The 21,894-nt window shown below is 68.2% G+C and carries 22 protein-coding genes; 15 read left to right on the forward strand and 7 right to left on the reverse strand.

Translation table 11 applies throughout. The features are described from left to right. Positions 1 to 70 precede the first annotated feature (70 nt). Complete coding sequence (locus tag M2428_RS07325) at positions 71 to 1,177, reverse strand: (p)ppGpp synthetase (RefSeq protein WP_277525213.1); 1,107 nt, start codon at positions 1,175 to 1,177, stop codon at positions 71 to 73. Between the two features lie 259 nt (positions 1,178 to 1,436). Here M2428_RS07325 and M2428_RS07330 point away from each other — a divergent pair, with 259 nt between their 5' ends. The 9 genes from M2428_RS07330 (at position 1,437) to M2428_RS07370 (ending at position 9,594) form a co-directional block, all read left to right on the forward strand. Continuing rightward, on the forward strand, positions 1,437 to 2,234 hold the full coding sequence (locus M2428_RS07330; RefSeq protein WP_277525215.1) for an alpha/beta hydrolase: 798 nt from the start codon (positions 1,437 to 1,439) through the stop codon (positions 2,232 to 2,234). Between the two features lie 167 nt (positions 2,235 to 2,401). Beyond that, entirely contained in the window at positions 2,402 to 3,754 is a 1,353-nt protein-coding gene (nhaA, locus tag M2428_RS07335; protein WP_277525217.1) for a Na+/H+ antiporter NhaA, read from the forward strand. Positions 3,755 to 3,914: 160 nt separating this feature from the next. After that, the gene (locus M2428_RS07340; RefSeq protein WP_277525219.1) at positions 3,915 to 4,217 is read left to right on the forward strand and encodes a rhodanese-like domain-containing protein; all 303 of its coding nucleotides are present in this window, start codon (positions 3,915 to 3,917) and stop codon (positions 4,215 to 4,217) included. Between the two features lie 23 nt (positions 4,218 to 4,240). Continuing rightward, the gene (locus M2428_RS07345) at positions 4,241 to 5,602 is read left to right on the forward strand and encodes an MBL fold metallo-hydrolase (RefSeq protein WP_277525220.1); all 1,362 of its coding nucleotides are present in this window, start codon (positions 4,241 to 4,243) and stop codon (positions 5,600 to 5,602) included. A gap of 77 nt (positions 5,603 to 5,679) precedes the next feature. Beyond that, positions 5,680 to 6,633, forward strand: coding sequence for a carbohydrate kinase (locus M2428_RS07350; RefSeq protein WP_277525222.1), 954 nt, complete (start codon positions 5,680 to 5,682; stop codon positions 6,631 to 6,633). Positions 6,634 to 6,646: 13 nt separating this feature from the next. After that, positions 6,647 to 7,159: a YbhB/YbcL family Raf kinase inhibitor-like protein gene (locus M2428_RS07355; protein WP_277525224.1), complete on the forward strand. Its 513-nt coding sequence runs from the start codon at positions 6,647 to 6,649 to the stop codon at positions 7,157 to 7,159. A gap of 185 nt (positions 7,160 to 7,344) precedes the next feature. Further along, entirely contained in the window at positions 7,345 to 8,163 is an 819-nt protein-coding gene (locus tag M2428_RS07360) for an HAD family hydrolase (RefSeq protein ID WP_277525226.1), read from the forward strand. A gap of 199 nt (positions 8,164 to 8,362) precedes the next feature. Then, entirely contained in the window at positions 8,363 to 8,611 is a 249-nt protein-coding gene (locus tag M2428_RS07365; RefSeq protein WP_277525228.1) for a hypothetical protein, read from the forward strand. A 242-nt stretch (positions 8,612 to 8,853) separates the two neighbouring features. Beyond that, complete coding sequence (locus M2428_RS07370) at positions 8,854 to 9,594, forward strand: glycerophosphodiester phosphodiesterase (protein WP_277525523.1); 741 nt, start codon at positions 8,854 to 8,856, stop codon at positions 9,592 to 9,594. A gap of 35 nt (positions 9,595 to 9,629) precedes the next feature. On the opposite strand, the gene M2428_RS07375 is transcribed toward M2428_RS07370, so the two are convergent. Both M2428_RS07375 and M2428_RS07380 read right to left on the reverse strand, forming a co-directional pair. Then, positions 9,630 to 10,556: an NAD(P)H-hydrate dehydratase gene (locus M2428_RS07375; protein ID WP_277525231.1), complete on the reverse strand. Its 927-nt coding sequence runs from the start codon at positions 10,554 to 10,556 to the stop codon at positions 9,630 to 9,632. Further along, positions 10,540 to 11,307 carry a histidine phosphatase family protein gene (locus M2428_RS07380; protein WP_277525232.1) on the reverse strand — a complete coding sequence of 256 codons (768 nt, stop codon included), beginning with the start codon at positions 11,305 to 11,307 and terminating at the stop codon, positions 10,540 to 10,542. The genes M2428_RS07375 and M2428_RS07380 overlap by 17 nt, the downstream gene beginning before the upstream one ends. Positions 11,308 to 11,463: 156 nt before the next feature. Between M2428_RS07380 and M2428_RS07385 the strand changes: the two genes are divergently transcribed. Further along, positions 11,464 to 12,588 carry a glycerate kinase gene (locus M2428_RS07385; protein WP_277525235.1) on the forward strand — a complete coding sequence of 375 codons (1,125 nt, stop codon included), beginning with the start codon at positions 11,464 to 11,466 and terminating at the stop codon, positions 12,586 to 12,588. Between the two features lie 53 nt (positions 12,589 to 12,641). On the opposite strand, the gene M2428_RS07390 is transcribed toward M2428_RS07385, so the two are convergent. Both M2428_RS07390 and M2428_RS07395 read right to left on the reverse strand, forming a co-directional pair. Then, on the reverse strand, positions 12,642 to 13,352 hold the full coding sequence (locus M2428_RS07390) for a DUF6766 family protein (protein ID WP_346780730.1): 711 nt from the start codon (positions 13,350 to 13,352) through the stop codon (positions 12,642 to 12,644). Then, positions 13,349 to 13,837 (reverse strand): DUF6328 family protein, encoded by a 489-nt coding sequence (locus tag M2428_RS07395; protein ID WP_277525237.1) that lies wholly within the window; start codon positions 13,835 to 13,837, stop codon positions 13,349 to 13,351. Before M2428_RS07395 ends, M2428_RS07390 begins: the two co-directional genes overlap by 4 nt. Before the next feature lie 238 nt (positions 13,838 to 14,075). Between M2428_RS07395 and M2428_RS07400 the strand changes: the two genes are divergently transcribed. Beyond that, on the forward strand, positions 14,076 to 15,026 hold the full coding sequence (locus tag M2428_RS07400; RefSeq protein ID WP_277525239.1) for an SDR family oxidoreductase: 951 nt from the start codon (positions 14,076 to 14,078) through the stop codon (positions 15,024 to 15,026). A gap of 59 nt (positions 15,027 to 15,085) precedes the next feature. Next, positions 15,086 to 15,625: a hypothetical protein gene (locus tag M2428_RS07405; protein WP_277525241.1), complete on the forward strand. Its 540-nt coding sequence runs from the start codon at positions 15,086 to 15,088 to the stop codon at positions 15,623 to 15,625. Between the two features lie 163 nt (positions 15,626 to 15,788). Here the strand turns inward: M2428_RS07405 and M2428_RS07410 are convergent, their stop codons facing one another. Beyond that, positions 15,789 to 17,144: a solute carrier family 23 protein gene (locus M2428_RS07410; protein ID WP_277525242.1), complete on the reverse strand. Its 1,356-nt coding sequence runs from the start codon at positions 17,142 to 17,144 to the stop codon at positions 15,789 to 15,791. Between the two features lie 230 nt (positions 17,145 to 17,374). Between M2428_RS07410 and M2428_RS07415 the strand changes: the two genes are divergently transcribed. The 3 genes from M2428_RS07415 to M2428_RS07425 all read left to right on the forward strand — a co-directional run bounded on the left by M2428_RS07415 (position 17,375) and on the right by M2428_RS07425 (position 20,190). Continuing rightward, positions 17,375 to 17,980 carry a malonic semialdehyde reductase gene (locus M2428_RS07415; protein WP_277525244.1) on the forward strand — a complete coding sequence of 202 codons (606 nt, stop codon included), beginning with the start codon at positions 17,375 to 17,377 and terminating at the stop codon, positions 17,978 to 17,980. A 272-nt stretch (positions 17,981 to 18,252) separates the two neighbouring features. Next, positions 18,253 to 18,837, forward strand: a complete 585-nt coding sequence (locus tag M2428_RS07420; RefSeq protein ID WP_277525245.1) for a hypothetical protein — start codon at positions 18,253 to 18,255, stop codon at positions 18,835 to 18,837. 192 nt (positions 18,838 to 19,029) lie between these two features. Further along, entirely contained in the window at positions 19,030 to 20,190 is a 1,161-nt protein-coding gene (locus tag M2428_RS07425; protein ID WP_277525247.1) for a GGDEF domain-containing protein, read from the forward strand. Here M2428_RS07425 and pgm read toward each other — a convergent pair. Then, positions 20,180 to 21,829, reverse strand: coding sequence for a phosphoglucomutase (alpha-D-glucose-1,6-bisphosphate-dependent) (gene pgm, locus M2428_RS07430; protein WP_277525249.1), 1,650 nt, complete (start codon positions 21,827 to 21,829; stop codon positions 20,180 to 20,182). The two genes, M2428_RS07425 and pgm, sit on opposite strands and share 11 nt — an antisense overlap. Positions 21,830 to 21,894 lie beyond the last annotated feature (65 nt).

A 21,894-nucleotide genomic window follows, 5' to 3' on the forward strand; every position in this document is an offset into this window, starting at 1 on the left:
AGGGGTCCTAGAGCAACGGATTGCCACGCACCTCCAAGGGAATTAAGGGCATCCGCCGACGATGCCCGCGCTAGCCCTGGGTGAGCCGGTACCGCTCGATCTGCTTGAGCCGCCGCAGGAGGCTGTCCCGGCGGGGGTGCGGGACGGCGTCGGCCGGCTCGGCGGTGAGCTCGATGTGTTCGGTGCCGTACTGCCACAGCAGCAGGTCATCGAGGAGCCGGTCCGGGCCGGGGGAGTAGCGGTGGTCCAGGGCCTTGCGGACCTCGGTGATGCGGTTGGCGCTGAGCAGCCCGGCGAGCTGCATCGTTTGGTTGAGGCCGTGGGCGGCCATGAGCTCCGCCGCCCAGCCCCAGTCGTCGTCGACCTTCCGGTCTACGTGCGGCAGAAGGGTCCGCCAGACGTCGCGGATCCGGTTGGGCGTCAGCTGCGCGGCACCCTCGCCGTCCATATCCCAGTAACCGCGGACCTCCTCGTAGCGCTCATGCAGGTCAGAGAACGCGCTCTCCACGGTCTCCAGCATGGCGGCCGTGGCGGTGAACTGGCGGTCGAAGTGCGGGGTCCAGGCCCGCGGGTCCTCGGCCTTGAAGCGGATGTCGTGCTCGATCTCGCTCCAGGCGTGCGCGAACACGGTGCGGATCTGGCACTCGAAGAAGTAGCTGCCGTTCGGCGGGACGTCAGGGTTGAAGGCCAGCTGGTAGTCCTTGACGGCCTCGTTCTGGATTGTCCGCAGGATCAAGTGCCGGCTGGAGTAGCCGTAGGTGCCGGACTCGATCGAGCCGATGTCCTTTTCGCGGTCCCCCCGGCAGTCAAAGAGCTGGCGCTGGCGCTTGATCAGGTTGGCCACCACCGCGTTCTCCGCCGGCAGCTTGGTGATCACACGGATGCCCACCATGTCGTTCAGGGTCCGGAACGGGTCCGGGAACTTCAGCACAGGCGGCCCGCCCGGCTCCAGCGGTTCTTCCGTGCGGGAAATCTTCTCGCGGAAGGATTCAACGGTCTTGGTGCGGCCGGTGACGAACAACGGCGTGACCTCGGTATCCTTGAGCATGGTCCGCAGCGTGAGCAGGACCTCCCGGGTGACCAGCTTCAGGGCAGGCCGGACCCGCTCGTACAGTTCCACGTTCTCCTGCACGGAATCGCGCAGGCTCAAGTCCAAACGGTCCCAGTTGCTCGCCATGGATCCAGCTTACGGCGCACCGCCGACACCGGCCCGCAGGCTCTCCCGCGGGCACTCCCGCAGCCGCCGCCGTCGGGCCGCGTTCAAGGGAGGTGTGCAAGGGCGGCGTGCGGGGCCCGGCCTGCGTGGGGCCGCTTGGCGCCCAAGGTAGGCTCAGCACATGGCTGAAATGCGGCGGCGGGCTATGATCGCTGCCGCAGCGGTGGTGACTCTGGGGGCAGTCTCCGTCGCCTGTTCACCGGGCCCCAAGGAGGACGCAGTGAAGAGGCAGAAGTACCAATATGGCGAGGACCCCAGCCAGTGGGGTGAGCTCTTCCTTCCGGAGGTGGCCGCGCCCAAGGGTGTGGTGGTGGTGATCCATGGCGGGTACTGGCGTTCGCAGTACGGCGCAGAACTGGGAGAACCCCTTGCCAAGGACCTCGCCGCGCACGGCATGGCAGCCTGGAACCTGGAGTACCGGCGCGCCGGCAACGGCGGAGGCTGGCCCAACACCTTTGCCGACGTCCTGGCCGGAATCGACAAGCTCGGGGAGCTCGCAGACGAGCACGGCCTCGGGCTGGATCGGGTGGTGGCCCTGGGCCACTCAGCTGGCGGCCACTTGGCGGTCTGGGCGGCGGGACGCAGCCGGCTCGCCGGGCTCGGAGCCCCGGACGCGGACCGTCAGCTCACGCGCCGTGGCGACGACGACGGCGCGGTGCAGCTTACCGGCGTCGTCAGTCAGTCGGGGGTGCTCAACCTCGGGGCCGCCGAGCGGCTCAACCTAAGCAACGGCGCCGTCAGCAACTTCCTGGGCGGCTCGTCAGAGAAATATCCCAAACGGCACAAATTTGCAGACCCTATGAGCGCGGTGCCACTCGGCGTGCCCGTATATGCCGTTCACGGCACAGAGGACGACACCGTGCCGGTCAGCCAGTCCGAGACCTACGCCGGAGCAGCCAAGGCAGCCGGTGCGCCTGTCCAGTTGCTGAAGGTCCCGGGCGACCACTTTGCGCTCATTGATCCAAAGGCTCCCGCCTACCGGAAATGCCGTGAACTCGTGCAGCAGCTGCTGGTCTGAAATCCGGCCGGCCCGGCACCTGCCGGGCTGGAACCCGCCGGCCCCGGACAGGCACCCGGCCGGCGTCCTGCCAGGCGTCCCTAGGCGGGCGAATGCGAATAGACTGGACCAAGGTGCGCCGGGAAGTCTGGTCGGCATGATTCCGTCGACCCCACTTTGAGGACTCCATGAGCGCCCTGCCACCCACTCCCACACCCCCTCGCCTCACCGTTTTCGGCCGCGGCAGCTACGCCGAGGCCCTGCGAATCGGCGAAATCCTCCGCAAGGAAACCGTCGGCGGCGCGCTGCTGGTCGCTGCGGCGGCGGTCGCCCTGATCTGGGCCAATTCCCCGGCCTCGGAGAGTTACTTCGCGCTGCGCGACTTCACCATCGGCTACGAGCCTTGGCATCTGGACCTGAGCCTGGGCGCATGGGCCGCCGACGGCCTGCTGGCCATCTTCTTCTTCCTGGTCGGGCTCGAACTCAAGCGCGAGTTCGTCGCCGGCGACCTGCGCCAATTCAACAAATCCGTGGTCCCGGTGGCCGCCGCCGTGGGCGGCGTGGCCGTACCCGCGCTCATCTATGCGGCAGTCAACCTCGCCGGCCCCGAGGCGCTGCACGGCTGGGCGATCCCCACCGCCACTGACATCGCCTTCGCACTCGCCGTGCTGGCGATCATCGGTTCCCACCTTCCCAGTGCGCTGAGGATCTTCCTGCTCACCCTCGCCGTCGTGGACGACCTTCTGGCCATCACCATCATCGCGATCTTCTACACGAGCGAACTCCATCCCATGCCGCTCATGCTGGCCCTGCTCCCGCTGGGACTGTACACGCTCCTGGTACAGAAATACCGCCGGTTCTTCGGCCTGCACGCGCTGGCCGCGTGGGTGATCCTGCTGCCGCTCGGCGCCGCCACGTGGGCGCTCGTCCACGCCTCAGGCATCCACGCCACCGTGGCCGGGGTCCTGCTGGGCTTTGCGGTCCCCGTGAGGCGTTCCCAGGCCAGCGGCGGCCCCGAGGCCGGACCGGGCCTCGCGGAGATCTTTGAACACCGGTTCCGCCCGATCTCGGCTGGATTCGCGGTCCCGGTCTTCGCGTTCTTTTCCGCCGGGGTGGCCGTCGGCGGCTGGCAGGGCCTCGGTGCCGCCCTGACGGACCCCGTTGCCGTGGGTATTGTCCTGGCCCTCGTGCTCGGAAAACCGGCCGGGATCCTCGGCACCACCTGGCTCATCACCAAGGCCACGCGGGCCAGGCTGGACCGTTCCTTCAAGTGGATCGACGTCTTCGGGCTGTCCATCCTTGCCGGTATCGGTTTTACGGTGTCGCTGCTCGTGGCCGAACTGAGCTTCGGCCAGGGCACTGTCCACGACGACCACGCTAAGGTCGGGATCCTCGCGGCCTCCGTGATCGCGGCTCTCCTCGCCGCCGCGGTGCTCCGTGCCCGCAACAAGCAGTACCGCCAGGCGGAGGAGGAAGAAAGGATCGACTCGGACCACGACGGCATCCCGGATGTCTACGAGCAAGACCGTCCCGCAGGCTAGCTGGAGTCCGGCAGTCTGGGTGGACAGGCCAAGCTGACGGACTACATTTGGGGGTGCGGCAGGGACGTGCCGTCCAGAGCAAGCGTGATACCCCAAGGGGTATCATTGTCTAGCTGGAATACGCGCGCCGGGCCGTCCGGTGCCCGCGAAAGGAACAGGCATGAAGAGCATTTCCGTCAAGGACCTGGTCGCCCTGGGCGACGCCACCGAAATCGTCGATGTCCGCGAGGAAGACGAATACGCCGCTGTCCGCGTTCCTGGCGCCAGGAGCATTCCGCTCTCACGGTTTGTCCAGTCCCTCGACGAGGTTCCGGCCAGCGGAACCGTCTACGTCATGTGCGCCGCTGGGGGCCGCAGCGCCCAGGCCACCACCTACCTGGAGGACCAGGGGTACGACGCCGTGAACGTCACCGGCGGGATCATGCAGTGGCAGGACGAGGGGCACCCCGTCAACCGGGGCTGACCGCTGACCTTTCCGGAGGGACCATGGAAGTCATCGTCATCGAGACCCCGCAGCTCGGGGACCGCAGTTACCTGGTCCACGACGGCTCCGTGGCGCTGGCGATCGACCCGCAGCGTGACACCGACCGCATCGAGGCGGCCGCCCGCGACGCCGGCGTGGCTATCACGCACGTGGCCGAGACACACTTGCACAATGACTACATCACCGGCGGACTGATCCTGGCCCGCGCCCACGGCGCCAGCTACCTCGTGAACGCCGCCGATCCCGTCGCCTTCGAGCGCACGCCGGTCACGGACGGCCAAACCGTCCGGGTGGGCTCGCTCACCGTCAAGGCAATCGCCACGCCGGGCCACACGCACACCCACCTCTCGTTCATCGTGGACGACGGCGGGAAGCAGGCCGTCTTCTCCGGCGGCAGCCTGCTGTATGGCTCGGTGGGCCGCACCGACCTTGTTGCCGAGGCGGACACGGTCGGCTTGACCCGCGACCAGTACGCCTCGGTCCGGCGCCTGGCCGCCGAGGCCGTCCATGACGCCGCGCTGTTCCCGACCCACGGATTCGGCTCGTTCTGCTCCTCCGGACCCGCCACCGGCGCCCGGTCCTCCACCATCGGCGAGCAGCTCGCCGCCAACCACGCCCTGACGGATCCCGACGAGGACCACTTCGTCCGCCAGCTCATCGCCAACCTCACGGACCACCCGTCGTACTACGCCCACATGAGTCCGGCCAACCTGAGCGGCCCAAGGCCAGCGGAGCTGGCCGTTCCCGAATCGCTCGATGCCGCAGAGCTCACCCGAAGATTGGACGACGGCGAGTGGGTGGTGGACCTGAGGCGGCGCGTGGCGTTCGCCAACAGCCACCTCAAGGGCAGCGTCAGTTTCGAGTACGGCTCCGGCTCCAGTTTCACGACGTATCTCGGCTGGGTGCTGCCGTGGGGCGAGCCGCTGACCCTGGTGGGCTCGCGGGAAGATATTGAGCGCGCCATCCGGGACCTCTCCCGGATCGGCATCGAATCCCCGGACGCCGCCGTCGGAACCGAGCCGCACGCCCTGGCGCCGCAGGCCGGCCTGGCCTCGTACCCCCGCGTGGGCTGGGACGGCGTGCTCACCGGCCGGGCGCCCGGGGACACCGTCCTGGACGTGCGCCGGGCCGACGAATTCGCCGCCGCCCGCGTGCCGGGCGCGGTCAGCGTGCCGCTGCACGAGCTATTGCTGCGCCTCGGCGACATCCCTGCCGGGAAGCTCTGGGTGCACTGCGGTTCCGGATACCGTGCCGGGATCGCCGCCAGCCTCCTGGCGCGGGCAGGCCGGGATGTGGTCCACATCGATGCCAGGTTCGCCGAGGCCGCGTCCGCCGGGATCGCCCTGGACACCGCCGCGGCCTGATCGCGGGCGGCGAGGCGGATGCGGGCGGCAGCGCGCAACACACGGCGCCGGAGCGGATTCTCTGGCAGAGTATGGTCATGCTCACAGTTATTGGCGAGGGGCTGGTTGATGTAGTCCAGCGGTCCTCCGGCGTCCAGACCCATGTCGGCGGCAGCCCCCTCAACGTGGCGGTAGGGCTGGCGCGGCTGGACCATCCCGTCCAGTTCATTGGCCGGTACGGCCGCGATGCCTATGGCGAGGCCCTTGCCGCACACCTGAAGTCGAGCTCCGTGCTGCTCCCGCTGGGACCCGACGAGCTGCCCACCAGCGTGGCCGCCGCCCTGATCGACGACGCCGGCGCCGCCACCTACACCTTCGACCTCGCCTGGGAGCTCCCCGGCGTCGCGGCGCGCCTGCCGTTCCTGCTCCAGGGAACCACGCTGCTGCACACCGGGTCCATCGCCACCATGCTGGCGCCCGGCGCGGCCGAGGTGCTGGCCGCCGTCGAGCGCGCCCACCCGTCCGCCACCATCAGCTTCGACCCCAATTGCCGCCCCAGCATCATCCCGGACGTGGACTACGCCCGCGGGCAGGCCGAAAAGTTCGTGACCCTGGCTGACGTTGTGAAAGCCTCCGACGAGGACCTCGAATGGCTCTACCCGGGTGACGACCCGCTGGACTCGGCCCGCCGTTGGCTGGCGCTGGGCGGCTCCGAAGGGCCCGCAATGGTGGTGGTGACCCGCGGCGGCAAGGGCCCCTGGGGCATCAACGCCGCCGGTGCGGCGCAGTTCCCCGCCCCCGAGATCAGCGTCGCGGACACAGTCGGGGCGGGGGATTCGTTCATGGCCGCGCTGCTGTCCGGTGTGGTGGACCTGGGCCTGGACGGGGCACAAAACCGCAAGACCCTGCGCGAACTCTCCCCCGAAAGTCTCCGCGATCTCCTCGCCCATGCCTCCCGGGCAGCGGCGGTCACCGTGTCCCGCGCCGGCGCCAACCCGCCCACGCGCGCGGAGCTGGCACGGATGGAAATGGGGGCCCATCCCCTGCAGTAAGTGAAAGGCAGCCATGACACGCCACGAATTTCCGGAGTTCCCTGTCCGTAGTGAATCCTTCGCGGAGGGCCAGACGCTCCCGCCTGCCCAGCGGAGCGGCAAGATGCGCGCCGGCGGACAGGACGAATCCCCACAGCTGAGCTGGAGCGGCGCCCCGGCCGGCACCAAGGGCTATGCAGTCACCATGTTCGACCCCGACGCCCCGGGCCGCGGCGGCTTCTGGCACTGGGCCGTGCTGGACGTCCCCGCCGACGTCACGTCGCTGCCGGCGGGGGCGGGCGCCGAGGGCGGCAAGCATCTTCCCGCGGGCGCCATCCAGTTAAGGAACGACGGCGGGTTCCACGGCTACCTGGGCGCCGCGCCGCCTCCCGGGCACGGGCCGCACCGGTACGTCATCACCGTCCACGCGCTCGACATCGCACCGTCCGGGCTGAACGAGCACACCGCACCGGGAAGCCTGGAAGCGAAGCTGTCGCGGCACACCCTGGGCCGGGGAACGCTCACCGGCATCTTCGAACGCCACTGAGCCGCCAGCCGCCAGCCTCCGTCGAGCAGCCCGCCGCTGCCTCCGCCGCCGCCGTCGAGGTCGCCGGAAACTCTCGAGATCGCCGGAAATTTCCGGCGATTCCGACGCGCTCCGGCGATCTCGGCGCACACCTCCGCGCGTACAGCCGCGAAGGCCGACCGTCCCGGCGCACGTAGACTGGCACTATGCGGCTGGTAGCAAGTGACATCGACGGAACGATCCTCGGCCATGACGGCAAAATCAGCGGCCGGACTGTCCGCGCATTCCACGCCTGCCGCGACGCCGGGCTGGAACTGGTGTTCGTCACGGGGCGCCCGCCGCGCTGGCTCCACCCCCTGCAGGACCAGTTGGGGCACACCGGAACGGTCATCTGCTCCAACGGTGCCGTCGTCTGGGACCTCGAGGCAGACCGCATGCTCTCGGCGCGGACCCTGGACCTCAAAGCCATGTTCGAGGTGCGCCGCATCATCAAACGGTTGCGTCCGTCCGCGCTGTTTGCCGCTGAAACGCTGACCGGCTTCCACCTGGAACCGGGCTTTATCGAGAACGGCTCGAGCGAACTGCTGGCGGAATTCACCCCGGCCCCGCTGCACACCACCCTCACGGAGGGGGACTCCATCGCCAAGTTCCTGGCCATTGTCCGGGAAGGCACCGCCGACGAGTTCCTGGCCGAGGTGACGCCTGCCGTCGCCCATCTGGCCGCCGCGACGCACTCGGCGCCGAACATGGCCTTGCTGGAGCTGTCCCTGCCCGGCGTGAACAAGGCCGTGACCCTGGCCGAATATGCGGCCTCCCTCGGCATCGGGGCCGCGGACGTCGTGGCATTTGGGGACATGCCCAACGACATCGAGATGCTTCGCTGGGCCGGGCACGGCTACGCCATGGCCAGCGGCCATCCCGAAGCGATCCGGGCCGCCGGCCAGCAGGCCCCGCACTTTGACGACGACGGCGTCGCCCAGATCCTCGAGGCCAAGCTCACCGAACTCGGCGTCCGGCTGCCCTAAATCCGCCCGGAGCCCGGCCACGTCCACGCGGACACCGCCGGCGCCCTTGCACCTCTGCGCCCCGGCGCACCCTGGCACTCCGCCGCAAATCGGCTGTCCACGTGGACACCAGATTCCCAGCGGACGGCCAACTGGCGTTCACCTTGGCCTCCTAGGCTGGGAGCTCGCGACAGATCGTTTGACCGATAGTGGGGACATCATGGCCAGATACCGCATCAACAACACGGACGAACAACCCATGCACAAGGTGGAGCCGGACCGGCACTGGAGGCAGTTGCGCCAGGGCGACCGCGTCAGCGTCCGGCTGGGCCCGGGCTTCGAGACCGACGGCCTCGTGGATGCCGTCACGGCGGATCACAGCATGGTCTGGGTGGACCTCGACGGCGGCCGCGGCCGCACGCTGCTGCACTGCAGCGACGACGTCGAAATCCGCCAGTATGACTCCTGACGCGCGATCCCGCTAAACCCGGTCCCGCTGCGGCCCCGGACAGCCCGGTCCTGCTCAGCCCCATCGGCCCCGTCCTCGGCGGAGCCGGCAGGTCGAGCCTCGGGTACGCTTCAGGAGTGACTGACCCGCACCCCTACTTTGCCCCTCGCGGCAATCGCGACGGCGGTCCGGAGGACCCAGCCGCCCGGGACCCAGCCGCCCGGGCCCCCGGGACCGCCGGCGGACCCCGGGCGCCCCTGGCGATGGCCCACCGGGGCTTCTCGCTGGACGGGCTGGAGAACTCGATGGCCGCGTTCCGCGCCGCCGTCGACCTCGGGTTCCGGCACCTGGAGACGGAAGTGCACACAACGGCCGACGGCGTGTTGGTGGTCTTCCACGACAAAGCCCTCGACCGGATCACGGCCGGGCGCGGCCGGATCGCGGACCTTCCTGCCTCGACAGTGGACCTGGCCAGGATCGGCGGATCCGAACCGATCCCGCGGTTCGAAGAGCTGATCGCGGCCTTTCCGGACGTCCGGCTCAATGTCGACGTCAAGGACTGGAATTCCGTGGCCACCCTGGCCTCGGCGATCGAACGCCACGGACTGCACGACCGTGTGCTGGTGGCCAGTTTCTCGGACCGGCGCCGCCGCGCAGTGCTGAAACGGTTGAGCCGTCCCGCCGCGAGTTCGGCCGGCATCGTGTCCAATGCCGTGTTCGTCCTGCTGGGTCCCGTGCTGCCGGCGCGTCTGATGTCGCTCGTGGCGCGCCGGGCACTGCGCGGAGTCCACGCCCTGCAGGTCCCGATCCGCTACGGTGCTGTGCCAGTGGTGACGCCCGGCTTCATCCGGCGGGCACACCGGCACGGCCTGCAGGTACACGTGTGGACGGTCAACGAGCCCTCCGAAATGCACCGGCTGCTGGATCTCGGCGTCGACGGGATCGTCACGGACCGCGCGGACCTGCTCAAGGCGGTCCTCCAGGAGCGCGGGGCCTGGACTTAAGCGGGGCCTGGTCTTAAAGGGAGTGTCCCCCGCGCTCAGGCGGAAAGTTCCATCATGAGTGGCGGCAGTTCCTCGTTGAGCTCCCGGGCGAGGTAGCCCAAGCCGCCCAGCCGGCTGGCAAGCCGGTCTCCGGCCGCAGCATGCAGATGCGTTCCCCAGCAGGCAGCCTGCGCGTTGCCAGTTCCCCTGGCACGGAGGCCGGTGATGGCGCCGGAGAGGACATCTCCGCTGCCCGAGGTGCCCAGTCCGCTGTGCCCGGTGGTGATCTCCCAGAGGCCGGTCCCCGACGCGGCAGCCCTGCCGCTGCTGCGGGGTTCTGCGATCACCCCCTGGCAGGAGACCACGGCCTGATATTTGTCGGCTACGTCAGGGAGCTGGCGGTGCAGGTCCTCGATGTCCCGCCCGATCAGGATGCCCGCCTCCGTGATGTTCGGGGTCAGGATCAGCCGGCCGGCCCACGGAGACAATTCGTCTTCGAGCTCCGGCAGGCTGGCAAGGGCAAAGGCATCCAGGACAAAGCACGGCTGGTTGGCCGGCGTGGCTTTGAGGAGTTCACGCAGCAGCGCCGTGGTTTGGTCCTTGTCGTCCAGGCCGGGCCCCACCAGGACGGCGTCTGCGGTTTCCAGCTCGGCGGCCAGGGATCCGGCGGCGGAACCGACCACGGTCCCGGCCGTCGTTTCCGGCAGTCCAAGGACGCCAGCTTCGGGCAGGGCAATGGCGAGCGATACCGCCACGGAATCCGCCACGGCCAGGGTCAGCCGGCCCGCACCCGCGCGGAGGGCAGCGACGCCGGCGAGCAACGCCGCCCCGGGCGTCTTGCGCGCGCCGCCTATGACCAGCACGGAGCCGCGGTCATCCTTCCCAGAGCCGCCGGCAGGAAGCGGCCAGGCACGCAGCAACGTCGGGGTGACGGCCTCGGCCTGAGGCGGCTTGGCCTGCCGGGACTTAGCGGGGGTGGACATCCGCGTCCCCCGAGTGCTGGGTTACCGGGACACCTTCGCTCAGGAGGTGGTCGGCCATATTGAAAGTCTCCAATAGCCATTCACCCCTGCCGTCGGGCCGGACGAAGCGGCTGACGGAGGCATTGAGAATGGTGGACGTGGCCGCGATGTCCAGCAGTTGCTGCTCCGAGAGCCCTTCCAGGATGTAGCGGATGAGCAGGATCACGGCGTCGTGGCAGACCAGCAGGACGCCCTCGCCGGGATGCCTGTTGTCAAGGTCGGCGAGCAGCGACCGGAGCCGCAGCACCACATCCGCCCAAGACTCACCGCCCGGGGGTCGGTAGTAGAACTTGCCGAGCCACCGCCGTCGGCTGGCCTCCTCGGGGAGCCGGGCTTCCACCCCGGCCGTGGTGAGCATGTCCAGGATTCCTAGCTCGCGATCGCGCAGCCGCTCGTCGATCAGGACTGCCGTTTGCCAGCCGCCGGTCTGGACGGCGAGTTCTGCGGTCTGCCGGGCACGCAGGTAGGGCGAGGACCACACTGGAGTGCGCCGGCCGTCTGGGTACCCCGCGAGCAGCCTGCCCAAAGCCAGCGCCTGCTCCCGCCCAGTGACCGACAGCCCGACATCCGCATCCCTGGCGGGGACATCGATGACGTGCGCGCCGGCCTGCTGAGCCAGCGTGGCGGCAACGTTGCCTTCGCTTTCACCGTGGCGTACCAGCAGCAGCTCAGTCACGCCCGGGACGCTGCGGATGTGTCCGTTCTCGCTCACCGTTCCCCCTGTGCGTTGGTTTCCGGCGCCGTCATCGGCCGGCCCGGCCCCGGCCGGAATGTGTGTGGCAGCCACGTTACTCCCGGTGGCGCGGATTTGTCGCTGCACCGGCCGAGCGAGCAACCTCCGGGACCGCCGGGCTGGCAGGATAGAGCCATGCGCATCCTTATCGCCCCGGACAAGTTCAAGGGCTCCCTGACCGCCGTCGAAGCCGCCGCCGCCATTGCCGAAGGCGCCCTGCGCGTCTACCCCGACGCCGAGACCACCCAGTTTCCGGTGGCCGACGGCGGCGAAGGGACCCTCGAGGCGGCCGTCGCGGCCGGCTACGAGGAACGGCTCAACGCAGTTGTGGGGCCCATCCTGGCCCCGATCGGTGCCGCGTGGGCCATCCGCGCGGACGCCTTCGGCGGGGCCACCGCGGTGATTGAAACGGCGCAGGCCTCCGGGCTCGCGCACATGGAGCCCACTCCGGCCAACTCGCTGCGCGCCCACAGTTATGGCTGCGGCCAGCTGATCGCCGCCGCGCTGGACGCCGGCGCCACGGAAATCGTGCTGGGCGTGGGCGGTTCGGCCATGAGCGACGGCGGCAGCGGCGCCCTCCGGGCCCTCGGACTCAAACCGTTGGACGCCGCCGGCAACGTTGTGCCCCTTGGCGGCGGATCGCTCGCCGAGGTCGCGTCCGTGGATACCAGCGGCCTCGATCCGCGGCTGGCCGGGGTGAAGTTCAGGATCGCCGTCGACGTCCAAAACCCGCTGTACGGCAGCGACGGGGCCGCGTACGTGTTCGGTCCACAAAAAGGTGCCGACGCCGATGCCATGGAGCTGCTCGACGCCGGCCTGCGCAACTGGGCCTCGGTCCTGCGCGAGGCAACCGGCCGGGACGTCAATGTGCCCGGCGCCGGGGCGGCCGGCGGCTTCCCGGCGTCGTTCCTGGCCTTCAGCACAGCCGCCCTGGAAGGCGGCTTCGAACTGGTGGCCGGGCTCACCGGGCTCGCCGCGAAACTCGCGGTGGCTGATTTGGTCATCACCGGAGAAGGCTCCATGGACAGCCAATCGCTGACGGGCAAAGCGCCGATCGCCCTCGCCGACGCCGCCCAGGCTCTCGGGATTCCGGTGATCGTGGTGGCCGGCCGGATCCTCGTCACCCCGGCGGATCTTGCCCCGCACGGCGTAGTCGCGGCGGCGCAGCTGCTGGACGTCGCGGGCAGCCCGGAGGACGCCATCGCCAACGCCGCAAAGTACCTCGCCTGGGTCACCAGCCAGGTCCTCGAAGGCGCCTAGCGCACCTGCTGGCAGGCTGCGGTGCCCGCCCGCCGCGCCGGTCACCTCGTCGTTTAGGCGCCGGTCTCGTAATGCGGTTCGGCAACGGGTTTGGACTCGGGGGAGCCCTTCTCGCGCAGGTAGACCGAGGCGCCCACCAGGACCGCCACCGCGAGGAACTCGCTCTGCCAGTTCTGGAAGGACTCGAACCAGAAGCGGCTCGTGGCCAGATAGCCCAGCACCGTCACGGTGGGCTGTCCGTGCGCCTCCTGGTCACTGTTGTAGTCGTCCGTGCCTCCAACCGCGTGCAGGATGAAGGACGCCACGAACAGCAGCAGGAACATGATCGAGAGCGAGTGCTCGTAGAGCTTGAGCACCCAGCCGCCGCGCCGCACCGGCCACGGCGTGGACGCCTTGAGCTTTGCCTGCCGGGGGTCTTCGTCCTGCGGGGCGGGGCTGCCCATGGGCTTGGACTCAGAGGACCCCTTCTGGAACAGGAAGACGGTCAAAAGGACATACATGCCCATCTGCAGGAATTCCGACTCCCAGTTCTCGAAAGTCGCCTCCAGGAAAGACCCGGTGCCGAGGTACTGCAGGACGGTCACGGCGGGTTCGCCGTGGGCCATCTGCTCGTCGCTGTAGGTGCTGGCTCCGCTGAGGATCATGCCGCCGAAAAAGGTGACGAACAGCGCGATATTGGCCAGCAGCAGTCCGTGTTCCTTGGCCCACTTGCCCATGGTTCCTCCCGTATCCGCGCCGCGCCGCTCATGCGAAACGCCTGTCATAGTGAATCCTCCTTGCGGGCCTGCCGGCGGATCCGGGCAGGGACGACCACCAGCAGCAGCACCAGCACGGCCAGCAGGCCGACGCCGGATATCACGCCCGCCGTCCGGCCTACCGTGACGTCGAAAATGAGGGACGTCGTACCCACGCTCAGGAGACCGACGCCGGCCAGTGAAAACTTGGCGATGGTGTCGGCGCTGGCCACGAGAGTGCCTTTCAGCCCTTGCCGGAAGAGCCGGCGGTGCACGCTGACGGGCAGCAGGATGGTGGCGGTGGTCAGGGCGGCCAGGACAACGTTGGCGAGGTACAGGCGGGTCTGGTAGTCATCGAGCGTCTCGAAGCGCGCCTGGAACGGCAGGGTCAGGAGGAAGCCGGCGAGGAGTTGGACCCCGGTCTGGAGAACCCGCAGTTCCTGCAGCAGTTCGGCCCAGTTGCGGTCCATCCGTTCAAGACGCGATTCGTCCCTGCCGTCATCTTTCGGCGCCATTGGGCCTATCATTGGTGCTCCTCCGCGCAATCCTGAAATCAATCGTGAACCTGCCGCAGCGTGCGGCCTACCCTCAACCTAGGCTTGAGAGTTGCCAAAAGACAAGTCGGTAGTAAGTTTGCTGAGCACTTTGCGGTTAGGGTAGAAACTGTTTACTTCACGGGGATGATTTTCGGGAGGCCCGGCCAGCGCCGGCCCGAGAACATCCTTGGAAACCGACGCATTGGTTAGGTGGACAATGAGTGACGCAAGCAGCACGACAGCCGGCGCCTCCAGCGGCGGCGGCAATCAGCAAGACCAGCGCAAACAGCAGGACCAGCCGCGCGATCCGCGCGCCGGCTACCACTCGGGCCCGTTCCCGGAACAGGTCCAGAAACAGCCCGGTCTCACCTCGCCCATGGAGCCCCAACCGGACCATGGCGAGGAAAGCTACCGGGGCAGCGGCGCCCTGAGCGGCAAAGCCGCCCTTATCACCGGCGGTGACTCCGGAATCGGCAGGGCGGTGGCGATCGCCTTCGCCCGCGAGGGAGCCGACGTCGCGATCTCCTATCTGCCGGAGGAAGAGGAAGACGCGCAGGACACCGGCGAGTGGATCCGGAAGGCCGGCCGCAAGGCCCTGCTGCTTTCCGGCGACGGCCGCAGTGAGGACTTCGCGGCCCACATCGTCGAGGCGACGCTGGCCGAATTCGGGGGCCTCGATGTCCTGGTGCTGAATGCGGCCTACCAGAAGAACCGTGACAGCCTGGAAACGCTGCCCACCGAAGAGTTCGACCGCGTCTTCAAAACCAATCTGTACTCCCTGCTCTGGACCGCCCGGGCCGCAGTCCCGCACCTGAAGGCCGGCGCCTCCATCATCACCACCGCCTCGATCCAGGCCTTCAACCCGTCCCCGGGGCTTATCGACTACGCCATGACCAAGGCAGCCCAAGTGGCCTTCACCAAGGCACTGGCCCAGGAGCTCGGACCCAAGGGAATCAGGGTCAACGCCGTGGCCCCGGGTCCCATCTGGACGCCGCTGATTCCGGCCACCGAGTGGCCGGAGAAACTGCCCTCCTTCGGCCAGGACACGCCGCTGCAGCGGGCGGGCCAACCGGCGGAGCTCGCGGCCGCCTACGTGCTTCTCGCCTCGGACCACGGTTCCTACATTTCCGGAGCGGTGCTTCCGGTCACCGGAGGCAAAGGCCTCTGAGTTCGCTTTGATCCCCGCCCAATCCAGCTAGTCCCATTTCCAGCAACAGGAGGAATGACATGACTGAAAACCAGCAGGATCCCAAGAGCGTCACCGAAGAAGCCGGCGGCTACGGCACGCCGACCGCCGAGCAGGAAATGCCCGGCGGCGACGCGAAGAACGGCGACGCGAAGAACTTCGCCCAGCCCCGCGAGGAGGAGGCCTTCGACGCCGCTGGGCTGAACCAGGACAGCCCCGACGGCGAGACGTATCCGGCCGGCGCGCCGGACCTGAGCCAGTTCGGTGCCGAAGACCAAGACAGTGCAGGAGAACCCGGAGCAGGACGCTTCGGAGGAACGGAGGAACAAATGAGTTCAGAAAACGCCAGCGCAACCGCCGGCTTCGACCCCGACACCCAGGAGGATACCGAGGCCGCAGTGCCGTCCTCGGAGGCGGAGATGGACGAGGCCAACACGGAAGAGCCCGACGCCGGACGCCCCTTCTCCTCCGAGCCAGGACAGGACGCTGCGGGCCTGCCGGACGGCTCCGGGACGGACCTGCCGGAGAGCAAGTCGCCGAAGGACCGCGACGATGACAAGGACTCCTTCGACGCCGGCTAGTCCCGGCGCCGTGCCCCGCCGCTGCGGGCGCTGCAGCCCCAAGGGCGGGCCCTGACAGCGAAGGAGGCCGGACTCCAGCCTGCGGGCGGAGTCCGGCCTCCTTCGTCTGCGGTACGTTGCCCGCTCCCGGTGTTTTTTAGCGGCGTTCTCTACCGTTTATTCTTTAGCGGCGCTTCTTGGGGGCGCGCTTGGCGGCTGCCCTGACCGCGGCCGTCGAGGCCGCCGCCGGCGAGGGGTCTTCAGTTTCCGGCTCCGTCACCGTTCCGCGGACCTTCGCGATCGCCTTCATGCCGTGGTAGATCACCAGGGCCGCGGCCGAGCCCAGCGCGATCCCGGTGAACTTCAGGTCACCGATGGTCCAGGTGTAGTCGGCAATCCCGACAATCAGGGCGACGGCGGCTGTGGTCAGGTTGATCGAGTTGGAGAAGTTCACCTTGTTCTGGACCCAGATCTTCACACCCAGCACACCGATCATGCCGTAGAGCATCGTGGCCGCGCCGCCGAGGACGCCGGCAGGGACTGTGGCGATCAGTTCTCCAAACTTCGGCGAGAAGCTCAGGATCACTGCGAAGACGCCAGCCACCCAGTACGCCGCCGTCGAATACACCTTGGTGGCAGCCATGACGCCGATGTTCTCGGCATACGTGGTGGTCCCGGAGCCGCCGCCCAGCCCGGCAAGTACAGTGGCGGCGCCGTCGGCCAAGAGCGCCCGGCCGGACACGCCGTCGAGGTTCTGTCCTGTCATGGCTGACACGGATTTCACATGGCCGATGTTCTCTGCCACGAGCACCAGCACCACGGGCACGAAGAGGCCCACGACGCCGAGGTGGAACTCGGGGGTCTGGAAGTGCGGCAGGCCGACCCACGCAGCACCCTCCATCTTGGAGAAGTCCACCTCGCCCCGGATCATCGCAACAAGGTAGCCCACCAGAACGCCCACCAGGATGCTCAGCCGGCCCAGCATGCCGCGGAACAGCACGCTGACCACGATGATGACGGCCAGCGTGATGAAGGCGGTCACCGGGGCCTGGTCGAAGTTGCTCTTCGCCGCGGGCGCCAGGTTCAGGCCGATCAAAGCTACGATCGCACCGGTGACGATCGGCGGCATGACCCGGTTGATCCAGCCGGCGCCGAACTTCTGCACCACGGCACCGACGACGGCGAGGGTCGCTCCGGCCAGCACCACTCCGCCCAGAGCCCCGGGGATGCCGAACTGCTGTTGGGAAGCCATGATCGGCGCGATGAAAGCGAAGCTCGAACCGAGGTAGCTGGGCACGCGCCCCTGCGTGATGACCAGGAACAGCAGGGTGCCGATGCCGGAGAAAAACAGGGTGGTGGCTGGCGGCATGCCTGTGATGATCGGGACCAGGAAGGTGGCACCGAACATGGCAACAACGTGCTGCATTCCGATCCCTACCGTCAGGGGCCAGGTGAGCCGCTCATCCGGCCTGACGACCTCACCGGGGCGGACGGACTTGCCGTTGCCGTGGAGCTTCCATTTGGTGCCGAGCATGCTCATGCCGGGGCCTTTCAGAGAATGTGGGGCGGGCGGGAAGGAATCTTCCGGAGCAACTTTACCGCGCGGGGTTTTGCCGGCCGTCCCTCCGGCAATTGCCTCCCCGCCTGGCGTCGTGTGCCGGACGTCACAGGACGCAGTGGGAAGCAGACCCCGGCCGTTGAAGTTGCAACTATGGACAGCAGGAGAAGCCGGCCACACAAGAGTGCGCCGGGCCAGCGAAAGGGATGCCAATGACAATCGCCCACGAAGAAGCAGTAATCGAGGCAGCTGCCGTCGACGCCATCTTTGCCGAAGCCCGCACGGCCAACGTCTTCACCGGCGACGTTACGGACGAGCAGGCCCGCGCCATCTACGAACTGACCAAGTTCGGCCCCACGGCTTTCAACTCCCAGCCGCTGCGCGTCACCTACGTCCGCTCCGACGAAGCCCGGGCCACACTCGTGGACGCACTTTCCGCCGGCAACCGCGCCAAGACGGCCTCGGCACCGCTCGTCGCGGTCCTGAGCTACGACACCGCCTGGCCGGAACAGTGGGACGCGTTCCTTCCCGGCTACAACGCCCCCAAAGCCATGTACGACGCCGCGCCGGACCTTGCTGCGGCCACGGGCAACAACAACGCCCACCTGCAGGCCGGCTACTTCATCCTCGCGGTCCGCTCCCTGGGCCTCGCTGCCGGCCCCATGACCGGTGCCGACTTCGCCAAAATCGACACCGCTTTCTTCCCCGACGGAAGCCAGAAGAGCTTCCTGGTGGTCAACATCGGCCAGCCCGGGGAAGACGCGTGGGGCGCAGCCAAGCCGAAATTCGCATACGAGGACGTTGTCCGTACCGTCTAAGGGCCCCGGCACCGCTCTCCGGCGCTGTCAACCCGCGGAGGTGCCTCCGGCGCTGTCCACCCGCGGAGGTGCCTCCGGCGCTGTCAACCCGCGGAGGTGCCTCCGGCACCATGGGGGACAGGCCGGAGGCACGCGGGATGCGATTCTGCGGTTCAGCGCATGGCCCACATCCAAGGCCACTTCCCATTTTAGTCCGTGCCTTCGCTGCCGGCACTGTGGGTTTGCGGCGGCCCGCCCGGCCCGTGGGCGCCGCGGCGTGGCAAACTTTTCCCATGCGGAACCTGATCGCGGTGGCCTTCGTGGAACCGGTAGCCGAGGGGCTCGAGTTTCCCCGTGATGACTGGCCGCTGCACCTCACACTGGTTAAGTTCGACGTCGTCACGTCCGACGTCGTTAAGTCCGGCGCCTTGAAGTTCGACGTCGTCGATCCCCGCCAGGATGCTGGCACCGAACGCGAACCAGGCGCGCCACCGGCCTCAGGCGATCCGCTCACCGAACAGATCGCCACCCTCATGACCGACCCGGTGGCCGCCGCCTTGGGCTGCCGGCTCAGCGTGGACGGCGAAGCCGGGTTCGGGCGCGCGGGATCGATCCCGGTCAACCTGATTGAACCCAGCGAACAGCTGCAGGTTCTCCACAACGAGCTGGTCCGGATCGTGGAGCAGCTGCCCGGCAGGATCTCCACGCCCGCCTACACCCTGGAAGGGTACCGGCCGCACGTCTCGCACCACGGCGACAAACGGCTCCGGCAGGGCGAGACGTTCGCGCTTGACCGGATAGCGCTGGTGGACATGGCGCCCGACGGCGGGCACGCCACCCGCCGGATCCTGAAGTTGTGGACCGTCGGCGCTGCGTAAGCCTGAAGGGCCTTAGCTGCGTATGCCGGAACGGCCTCAAAAAGAGGGCCTGAGCGTCATATCCGGGACTCCGGCGGTCGATTCCTGCGAACCGGGTGCCATACTTGGGTCAACTTCGACGGTTATTCGACGGCTTATGTCGACGGAGTGACGTATTTCGGGCAAATCACGGCGGACCGGGGGGACCACTAAATGATGCTTGACACCGCGACGCTGCGGGTTGCCTTGGCGCTGGTCGATCTCACACTGCTCATGCTTTTCTACTTCATCACCTTCCGGCGCACCCGGTCGCCCTACAGCGGCTGGTGGTGCATGGCCCTCTCGCTGTTCCTGGCCGGCAATGCCGCGTACCTGATGGACGGTACGGTGCACCAGGTCTGGACCAACCCTGCCGGCAGCGTCCTCCTGGTGGCCGGTGCGGCCAGCATCTGGGCTGGCGGAAGGTCGTTGCGGGCCCCCTCACCCCGGCCCTGGCTCCTCGCGGCCGGCCCTGCTGCCACCGCCGTCGCTTCAGTTCTTGACCACCCGGCCACCAACGTCTGGGCGGGAGGCCCGGTGTACCTGGGATTCATGGCCCTGCTGATCGGCATGGGAGCCCGGGAGCTGTTCTTGCTCGACCGCGACTACTCCCGCGTCCACCGTCCCCTCGCCGTGGGCGCCGGGATCCTGGCCGTTTTCTACCTGGGCCGCCTGTTCGCCTATCTGATTAAGGGACCGGACGGTGCGGTTTTCACGTCAGTTTTTGGTTCTGTCCCCATGACGGTCTTGTCGATGGTCACGCTCGTGGTGGCGTCCTTCACCATGGCCGAGCTGAGCTACGAACAACAGACCCGGGACCTGCGGGCACGGGCCACTGTGGACGGACTCACGGGCCTGCTCAACCGCTCGGCGTTCCTGGATCTCGCGGAAAACGAACTGCGCCGCCTGCGCCGGACCGGGACCACAGCGTCGCTCATCCTGGCGGACCTGGACCACTTCAAGACGATCAACGACCAGTTCGGCCACTCGGCCGGTGACTCCGCCCTGCAGGCATTTGCCCGGGCGTGCTCCGGTACCGTGCGCTCCACCGACCTCGTGGGCCGCTACGGGGGCGAGGAATTCATTCTCCTGCTGCCCGGCGTCACGCCGGACCGGGCGCAGGAAATCGCGGCCGACATCAGCGTCCGGCTCCATCGAACCGGCTCGGCAATCATTCCCCGGCTGCCCACCGTGAGCTACGGCATCGCGTGCACCGGCTCCGGGCCGGGCGGCCTCGACGCTGCGGTGGTTTCGGCCGACGCGGCCCTCTACCAGGCAAAGACGCTTGGCAGGGACCGCGCCGAGTTGGCCACCGGCAACGGAACTACGAAATAACCCCGTCCACCAGCGCTTTCGCCTCGGCCTGGACCTGCTTGAGGTGCTCGGCACCCTTGAAGGACTCGGCGTAGATCTTGTAGACGTCCTCCGTGCCGGAGGGCCGGGCCGCGAACCAGGCGTTTTCGGTGACAACCTTGAGGCCGCCAATCGCAGCGCCGTTGCCCGGCGCCTCGGTCAGCTTGGCCGTAATCGTCTCGCCGGCCAGCTCTGTCGCGGTGACGTCCGACGGCGAGAGCTTGCCGAGGGCCGCCTTCTGCTCTCGGGTGGCCGCGGCGTCGATCCGGGCGTAGACCGGGTCGCCGAACTGGTCGGTGAGGCCCTTGTACAGCTGCGACGGTGACTTGCCCGTTACCGCGGTGATCTCCGAGGCCAGCAGGGCCAGCAGGATGCCGTCCTTGTCGGTGGTCCAGACGCTCCCGTCCATCTTGTTGAAGGACGCACCGGCGGATTCCTCGCCGCCGAAGGCGCCTTCTCCGGACAGCAGCCCGGGGACGAACCATTTGAAGCCCACGGGAACCTCCACGAGCTTGCGGCCCAGGCTTTCAGCCACGCGGTCAATGATCGAGGAAGAGACCAGGGTCTTGCCGATCACGGACTGCGGGTTCCAGCCGGTCCGGTGCCGGTACAGGTAATCGATCGCGACGGCGAGGTAATGGTTCGGGTTCATCAGCCCGCCGTCCGGAGTCACGATCCCGTGGCGGTCGGCGTCGGCGTCGTTGCCGGTGGCGACGTCGAACTTGGCGCCGTCGGACATGCGGTTAATCAGGGAGGCCATCGCCGACGGCGAGGAGCAATCCATCCGGATCTTCTCGTCCCAGTCGAGGGTCATGAAGGCCCACTGGGGGTCGACGGTCGGGTTCACGACCGTGAGGTTCAGGTGGTGGCGTTCGCCGATCTCGCCCCAGTAGTCCACCGACGCGCCGCCCATGGGGTCGGCGCCAATCCGGACGCCGGCCTCGCGGATCGCATTCAGGTCCAGGACCGAGGGAAGGTCGTCCACGTAGCTGCTGAGGAAATCGAACTTGCCGGTGGTCCCGGCGGCGAGGGCGTCGGCCACCGGGATCCGCTTGACGCCGCGCAGCCCGTTTTCGAGGAGCTCGTTGGCGCGGTTCGCGATCCAGCCGGTGGCGTCGGTGTCCGCGGGGCCGCCGTGCGGGGGGTTGTACTTGAATCCGCCGTCTCCCGGCGGGTTGTGGCTCGGGGTCACCACGATGCCGTCGGCCTGCGGCATGCCCGGAGCGGCGTTCCGGTTGTGCGTCAGGATGGCGTGGCTCAGGGCAGGGGTGGGCGTGTAGCCGTGGCGGGCGTCGATGAGGACGTGCACGCCGTTGGCCGCCAGCACCTCAAGGGCGGAGTTTTGTGCGGGCTCGCTCAGGCCATGGGTGTCCTTCGCCATGTAGAGGGGGCCGGTGATGCCCTGGCCCGCCCGGTATTCCACGATCGCCTGCGTGATGGCGAGGATGTGGGGTTCGTTGAAGGACGCCTTCAGGCTCGATCCGCGGTGCCCGGAGGTGCCGAAGGCCACCCGCTGGCCAGGGTCCGAGAGGTCCGGCGAAACGTCGTAGTACGCATCCAAAAGCGCAGTGAGGTCAACAAGGTCTTGGGGTTGGGCAACTGTGCCCGCGCGGCTAGCCATGGCACCAGCATGCCAGACGAGGGCGGAGCGCAACACGGTTTCGCGTCAAACCCGTTCCTATGACG

It is taken from the genome of Arthrobacter sp. ES3-54 (genome assembly GCF_029504395.1).
GTDB lineage: Bacteria > Actinomycetota > Actinomycetes > Actinomycetales > Micrococcaceae > Arthrobacter.

What these genes read in the sequence shown, in the direction of transcription:
- M2428_RS07325 (WP_277525213.1), bottom strand. Translation starts at nt 1,177, where the DNA reads ATGGCGAGCAACTGGGACCGTTTGGACTTGAGCCTGCGCGATTCCGTG.
- nhaA (WP_277525217.1), top strand. Translation starts at nt 2,402, where the DNA reads ATGAGCGCCCTGCCACCCACTCCCACACCCCCTCGCCTCACCGTTTTC.
- M2428_RS07340 (WP_277525219.1), top strand. Translation starts at nt 3,915, where the DNA reads ATGAAGAGCATTTCCGTCAAGGACCTGGTCGCCCTGGGCGACGCCACC.
- M2428_RS07345 (WP_277525220.1), top strand. Translation starts at nt 4,241, where the DNA reads ATGGAAGTCATCGTCATCGAGACCCCGCAGCTCGGGGACCGCAGTTAC.
- M2428_RS07350 (WP_277525222.1), top strand. Translation starts at nt 5,680, where the DNA reads ATGCTCACAGTTATTGGCGAGGGGCTGGTTGATGTAGTCCAGCGGTCC.
- M2428_RS07355 (WP_277525224.1), top strand. Translation starts at nt 6,647, where the DNA reads ATGACACGCCACGAATTTCCGGAGTTCCCTGTCCGTAGTGAATCCTTC.
- M2428_RS07360 (WP_277525226.1), top strand. Translation starts at nt 7,345, where the DNA reads ATGCGGCTGGTAGCAAGTGACATCGACGGAACGATCCTCGGCCATGAC.
- M2428_RS07365 (WP_277525228.1), top strand. Translation starts at nt 8,363, where the DNA reads ATGGCCAGATACCGCATCAACAACACGGACGAACAACCCATGCACAAG.
- M2428_RS07370 (WP_277525523.1), top strand. Translation starts at nt 8,854, where the DNA reads ATGGCCCACCGGGGCTTCTCGCTGGACGGGCTGGAGAACTCGATGGCC.
- M2428_RS07375 (WP_277525231.1), bottom strand. Translation starts at nt 10,556, where the DNA reads ATGTCCACCCCCGCTAAGTCCCGGCAGGCCAAGCCGCCTCAGGCCGAG.
- M2428_RS07385 (WP_277525235.1), top strand. Translation starts at nt 11,464, where the DNA reads ATGCGCATCCTTATCGCCCCGGACAAGTTCAAGGGCTCCCTGACCGCC.
- M2428_RS07390 (WP_346780730.1), bottom strand. Translation starts at nt 13,352, where the DNA reads ATGACAGGCGTTTCGCATGAGCGGCGCGGCGCGGATACGGGAGGAACC.
- M2428_RS07395 (WP_277525237.1), bottom strand. Translation starts at nt 13,837, where the DNA reads ATGGCGCCGAAAGATGACGGCAGGGACGAATCGCGTCTTGAACGGATG.
- M2428_RS07400 (WP_277525239.1), top strand. Translation starts at nt 14,076, where the DNA reads ATGAGTGACGCAAGCAGCACGACAGCCGGCGCCTCCAGCGGCGGCGGC.
- M2428_RS07405 (WP_277525241.1), top strand. Translation starts at nt 15,086, where the DNA reads ATGACTGAAAACCAGCAGGATCCCAAGAGCGTCACCGAAGAAGCCGGC.
- M2428_RS07410 (WP_277525242.1), bottom strand. Translation starts at nt 17,144, where the DNA reads ATGAGCATGCTCGGCACCAAATGGAAGCTCCACGGCAACGGCAAGTCC.
- M2428_RS07415 (WP_277525244.1), top strand. Translation starts at nt 17,375, where the DNA reads ATGACAATCGCCCACGAAGAAGCAGTAATCGAGGCAGCTGCCGTCGAC.
- M2428_RS07420 (WP_277525245.1), top strand. Translation starts at nt 18,253, where the DNA reads ATGCGGAACCTGATCGCGGTGGCCTTCGTGGAACCGGTAGCCGAGGGG.
- M2428_RS07425 (WP_277525247.1), top strand. Translation starts at nt 19,030, where the DNA reads ATGATGCTTGACACCGCGACGCTGCGGGTTGCCTTGGCGCTGGTCGAT.
- pgm (WP_277525249.1), bottom strand. Translation starts at nt 21,829, where the DNA reads ATGGCTAGCCGCGCGGGCACAGTTGCCCAACCCCAAGACCTTGTTGAC.